This window comes from bacterium, from assembly GCA_037131655.1.
Classification (GTDB): domain Bacteria; phylum Armatimonadota; class Fimbriimonadia; order Fimbriimonadales; family JBAXQP01; genus JBAXQP01.
The window spans coordinates 1-4,221 of record JBAXQP010000238.1; the positions used below are offsets into that span (position 1 = coordinate 1).

The 4,221-nt window shown below is 45.6% G+C and carries 3 protein-coding genes and 1 tRNA gene; 3 read left to right on the forward strand and 1 reads right to left on the reverse strand.

Annotated features, from left to right (window positions below; genetic code table 11):
• Nucleotides 1–217 precede the first annotated feature (217 nt).
• From WCO51_10340 to WCO51_10350, 3 genes are all read left to right on the forward strand, one after another.
• The gene (locus WCO51_10340) at nucleotides 218–1,762 is read left to right on the forward strand and encodes a cyclase family protein (GenBank protein ID MEI6513656.1); all 1,545 of its coding nucleotides are present in this window, start codon (nucleotides 218–220) and stop codon (nucleotides 1,760–1,762) included.
• A 112-nt stretch (nucleotides 1,763–1,874) separates the two neighbouring features.
• A tRNA-Pro gene (locus tag WCO51_10345) sits at nucleotides 1,875–1,948 on the forward strand.
• 174 nt (nucleotides 1,949–2,122) lie between these two features.
• Nucleotides 2,123–3,379, forward strand: coding sequence for a SpoIID/LytB domain-containing protein (locus tag WCO51_10350; GenBank protein ID MEI6513657.1), 1,257 nt, complete (start codon nucleotides 2,123–2,125; stop codon nucleotides 3,377–3,379).
• A gap of 5 nt (nucleotides 3,380–3,384) precedes the next feature.
• Here the strand turns inward: WCO51_10350 and WCO51_10355 are convergent.
• The coding region (locus WCO51_10355) for a Gfo/Idh/MocA family oxidoreductase (protein ID MEI6513658.1) at nucleotides 3,385–4,221 on the reverse strand (837 nt) is incomplete at its 5' end.

Sequence of the window (4,221 nt, forward strand, 5' to 3'; positions counted from 1 at the left end):
TATAGAATTATAAGGCCTCTCTCATTAACAGGAGAGGCCAATTGATTTGTTGAAACTTATTCTTTCTTTATGCAGACCAGTACTTCTTATCTATTCATACTTTTTTAACTGAATGAGCGATGAATTTCATTGATAATTTATCTTATTGGCAGGGATTGAGTGTTACGTTATAGAATAGAAAATTAAGTATATCTTTGCGGAGCGAGGAGGTAATGGGATGAGTGACTATAATTGGGATAGGATAAAAAATGACCAACGGCCGATTGATGAGGTAATCGTTGCTGCGCTTGCTCTTGAGGGTGATGAATATTGGGAAGAAGTAATGATACTGCATCAAAGAGGAACGCGAGATGTTTTCGATGCGGCCATCGGATTGTGCAAGAGTGAGGATCCAGTTAAGAGGGAAGTTGGATCAGATATTTTGGGCCAGCTTGGTGGCGGACCTCCTCCGAGGGAATTTGATGATGAATCTGCACCATATCTTATAAAGATGCTTAGAAATGAACAGGATCCAAATGTCATTTCTTCGGCCTGCACAGCTTTGGGACATATTGATGATCCTCGGGCAATAGAGGTTATTAGTAGCTTCAAGAACCATCCAGAAAATGACATTCGGTTTCGAGTTGCGTGCGCATTAGGCTTTAAGGCAGACCCAATCGCTATCAATACGTTAATCGAGTTAACAAAAGACAAAGATGATGAAGTGCGTAATTGGGCAACATTAGGGCTTGGCAATGCGCATGATGATGATGCAGAGCCTGTTGACAGCGAGGAGATAAGAGAAGCTCTGGCAAAACGCTTAGATGATGACTTTGAAGAAGCACGCTGGGAAGCAATTGAAGGTTTGGCCAGACGCAAAGATTTGAGGGCTATCGACGAGATAATAAAAGAAGGCCTCGAGTGTACTTTTAGATATCCAATGCTTTTCGAATCTATGGATGAATTTCCTCATCCAAGCCTCCTTCCTATGCTCAAGAAACTGCAAGAGAATTGGGTTGAAAACCTTCAGGAACTCAATAAAATAATCGAAAAATGTACTGATAACCTTCCTGGACATAACGAAATGCCAGGTAAAGCATTGTCAAGATTCACCTTCTATTCCGATCTTTTTCGAGGTCATATAATCGACCTGACGGCACCTTTAAACAAGAAAACAATATGCTATCCCGGAGATCCTCAATTTAAGAGGTCATGGTTCAGGAAATATAAGGACGCTGGGGTGAACTTATCTTTTGTTGAAACGGGGCTGCATGTAGGAACACATGTGGATGCGCCGCTTCATTTTCTGGATAAAGGTCAATCAATTGACTCTATGCCTGCAGGAGTGTTTAGTGGCGAGGCATGGGTTATTAAAGCCCTCAAGAAGCCTTTTCAAGACATCACACCTGAGGATGTTGAAAAGAATGAAATCAATCCAGGCGAAATCATCTTCTTCTATACTGGTTGGAGCAAGCGGGTGAATACTCCACGCTTTTTCGAAGAAGGATGGCCAGGTATCACTCCTGAAGCGATGGATCTTCTGATTGCTAAAGGGGTCAAAGCAATTGGAATTGATAGCGGATCGGTTGATAGCGCTGCTGGGTTAGCTGCAGGATGTCTTGCCCATAAGAAAGCCGCAGAAGCGGGCATACCGATATTCGAAACTCTTGTCAATCTGGACAAGTTCAATAATAGATTTTACTTTTTTGGTTTCCCTTTAAGATTTGAAGGTGCCGAGGCCAGCCCTGTGCGAGCGATAGGCGTTACACCCTATGACCTTTAGCCTCTCATTTTCAAACATAAAAATCGGGACGGTCTTATGTATGCAATTGAGTTTGTGAGAATCGCGGATGTGATTTAGGCAAAGTGGGGGTATAATACCTTCGCTACGGCGTCGGGGCGTGGCTCAGCTTGGTAGAGCGCACCTTTCGGGTGGGTGAGGTCGCTGGTTCGAATCCAGTCGCCCCGACTGAATAAAACGATGAACGTTGCCTCTGAGGTGGCGTTTATTGTCATTTATGGGCAAATCTACCGATAATATTAGTTGACAGTGTTATCGAGTGTGTGCTTAAATACTCACTAGCCTTAGGGGAGGACACAATCGAACCTAAGCGCTAAATGTGTGCCGATGGAGGGGTACTTAATGCGCCATGGATGGCTTCTTTACTATCTGTGGATATTAGTAATAGCCTTGCCGGCGGCAGCTGCGGTCAATTCACCGGGCACACTTTATGTCGGCCTCAAACGCTTCGCTAACGCTCAAAAACTCATTATAAGCGCCAATTCCACCTTTCACATAATCGATCCTCAAGCCAAAAAGATTCTTCTCGAATGTGAAGCTGGGCAGGTCTGGGCCTTAACCTCAATTAACGGTAAAGTCCATGCAGTTAACGGCGATAATTCTCTAGATTGTGAGAGTATCGAAATCTTTTCTCCGGATGAGAACATCGTGCAGATCGGAGCTTTCAGCGAAAAGCTATCGCGCTTCCATGGTCGTCTTTTAATCAAAATTGTTAATGGCAAGCTGTTTGCTATTAACGATGTGGGATTGGAGTCTTATCTGATGGGTGTTGTGCCCTCAGAGATGCCTTCCAAATGGAAAGTCGAGGCGCTTAAGGCGCAAGCAGTTGCTGCTAGATCATATACCGTCCGAGGACAGCATCGGCACGAAGCCGACGGATATGATTTATGTGATGGGGTTCACTGTCAATGCTATCTTGGGATGAGCGCTGAAAGGGAGAGCACTAACGAAGCGGTTCGGCTAACTGAAGGCATAGTGCTCACCAGTGATAGCCAAATCGCCGATTGCGTTTATCATGCCGCTTGTGGAGGCGCCACTGCTGCCAGTACTGAAACTGGTTTTGGTTCTGCTCAACCTTATCTCATCGGAACATCAGATTTAAATGGCGATAATCCCTATTGCGCGAAATGCCCCCGCTACACCTGGACAATAAACTTAACTAAAGACAATATCAAAACACTCCTGAAAAGTGTTAAAAAAGATGTCGGAGAAGTAATTAGTCTTAAAATAATTGCGGCTGGCTCTTCATATCGTGTTCAAAAAGTGGAGATTGAGGGAATGTCTGGGAAGGCCACTGTGAATGGGGTGTCATTCCGCAACTGTTTTGGTTGGGATAAGTTCCAGAGCACACGGTTTACTATTGAGAAGAATGAGAGCGGTTGGCTTATAAATGGCACTGGTTATGGTCATGGCGTCGGATTATGCCAATGGGGTGCAAATGGCCGAGCTGAGGCAGGGCAGACCTTCCGTCAAATTCTCGAAGCCTATTATCCAACAACCAAACTAGAAACCTTGGTCTCGTCAGATATCACCGAGCTAGCCTCAAGAGGCAAACCACGTACTTCCATCCCGCCCAAAAAGAGAGCGCTTCGTAAATAAGCGCTCTATGCCATCTTAATGACTTTTCCTGTAGATATGGATTTGTAGGCGACTTCAGCAATGGCAACTGCTTGTCGGCCATCCCATGGGGTACAGAACATAGGTTTGCTATCAAGTACATATTCGACGAAGGAACGGAGTTCGCACTCATGCGCGTTGGGGTTGCCTAGCTCTTCTCTGGTGAATGAGCCTGACTTGCCATCGAATGTTTCCCACTTTAATTCGCCGCTGAAACCGCCATGTATCATGTTTCCATTTGTGCACTGAATGCTTGTTCCTAACTCACCAATTGGAGAACATAAAGACGATCGAAGAACCCCGCATGCGCCCTCTTGGAACGTTATAGTTACAACTGCGTAGTCGGGGTAGTCCGTGAAACCTCCTGCATTTCCCCCTACGGCGAATACTGACTCAGGCTCTCCCGCAAGCCATCGCATATAATCAATCTCATGGGCGTTAATTTCCATGAGAGCCCCGCCACACTCTTTGTATTTGGATCGCCAGCCATGACCGAAACCCACTTTGTTATTCCCTGTGCGTACCACAGAAATAGAGAGGGGTTTACCTAGTATGCCGGTATCAAGTATCTCTTTCGACTTTGGATAGTGGGCAATATAGCGCAGGACCAGCCCGATTCCTAACGCAACTTCCGCTTCTTCACAGACTGCAATCATTGCATCACAATCACGGGTGTTCACAGCAAGCGGCTTCTCACTAAAGACATGCTTACCGGCCTTGGCTGCGGCAAATGTCAGCTTTGCATGGGCATCAGGTGGAGTGGCGATGATAACGGCGTCGATATCATTGGATGCTAATAGCGACTTCAGGCTCTTATAGGGCTG